This window comes from Dellaglioa sp. CoH-57-MRSF-21 (genome assembly GCF_056781915.1).
In genome coordinates this window covers 1-592 of sequence record NZ_JBXAXU010000038.1, presented here as the reverse complement: position 1 = coordinate 592, position 592 = coordinate 1, and the positions used below count along the sequence as shown (strand labels likewise).

At 61.0% G+C, this 592-nt stretch carries 2 protein-coding genes; both read left to right on the top strand.

The annotated features are described in order from the left end of the window. On the top strand, positions 1–285 hold a 285-nt coding region (locus AC1RPQ_RS07785), incomplete at its 5' end, for a hypothetical protein (protein ID WP_481762229.1). After that, positions 282–592 (top strand): hypothetical protein (locus AC1RPQ_RS07780; RefSeq protein WP_481762228.1); only part of this gene is annotated, 311 nt, incomplete at its 3' end. The genes AC1RPQ_RS07785 and AC1RPQ_RS07780, both read left to right, overlap by 4 nt.

Sequence of the window (592 nt, the reverse complement as noted above, 5' to 3'; positions counted from 1 at the left end):
AGGTGTCGCGCGGTCATACACCTACGGGCTTTGATTATGCGCCTGACAGCCGACGAAGTGCGGGCCGTTGTGGGGCCCCTTGTGGATGCGATCGAATGGACGGACCTACGACGCGGGGTCATGCATATCCGGCTCGGGGACGACATTTATTTGATCGACGTGCACGGTATCAACGAGCCCCGTTATCTGGAACTGATGGTGCGTCAGGCCCCGACGTACGCGCGGAATCTGCGCTACGTGCCGGGTTGCCGCTACTATGACGATAAAGGAAACCGCATCAAATGAAAAACATTCCGAAAAGCGATTACGATCTGGGTCAGGCACATTTGGCCCGCGACGTGCTGTCCGCATTCGGCCCGCTCGTACGGCATCCGATGCATGCCTACGCGTGCGCCGTTGCGGTACATGATCGAATGGGAGCCCGCATCTTTGGGGGCGGTCCGAAACGCGGTCCGGGCGGCCGGATCAAAGAAAGCGACGCGGCCGACCATCGCGAGCAATTCGCGGCATACGAAAAGAAGCGGCCCGAATGCACGTGCTACGTGCGCGAAGCTGTCGCCATGCTGGCGCGGCTCGACGCGCTTGTCTGCGG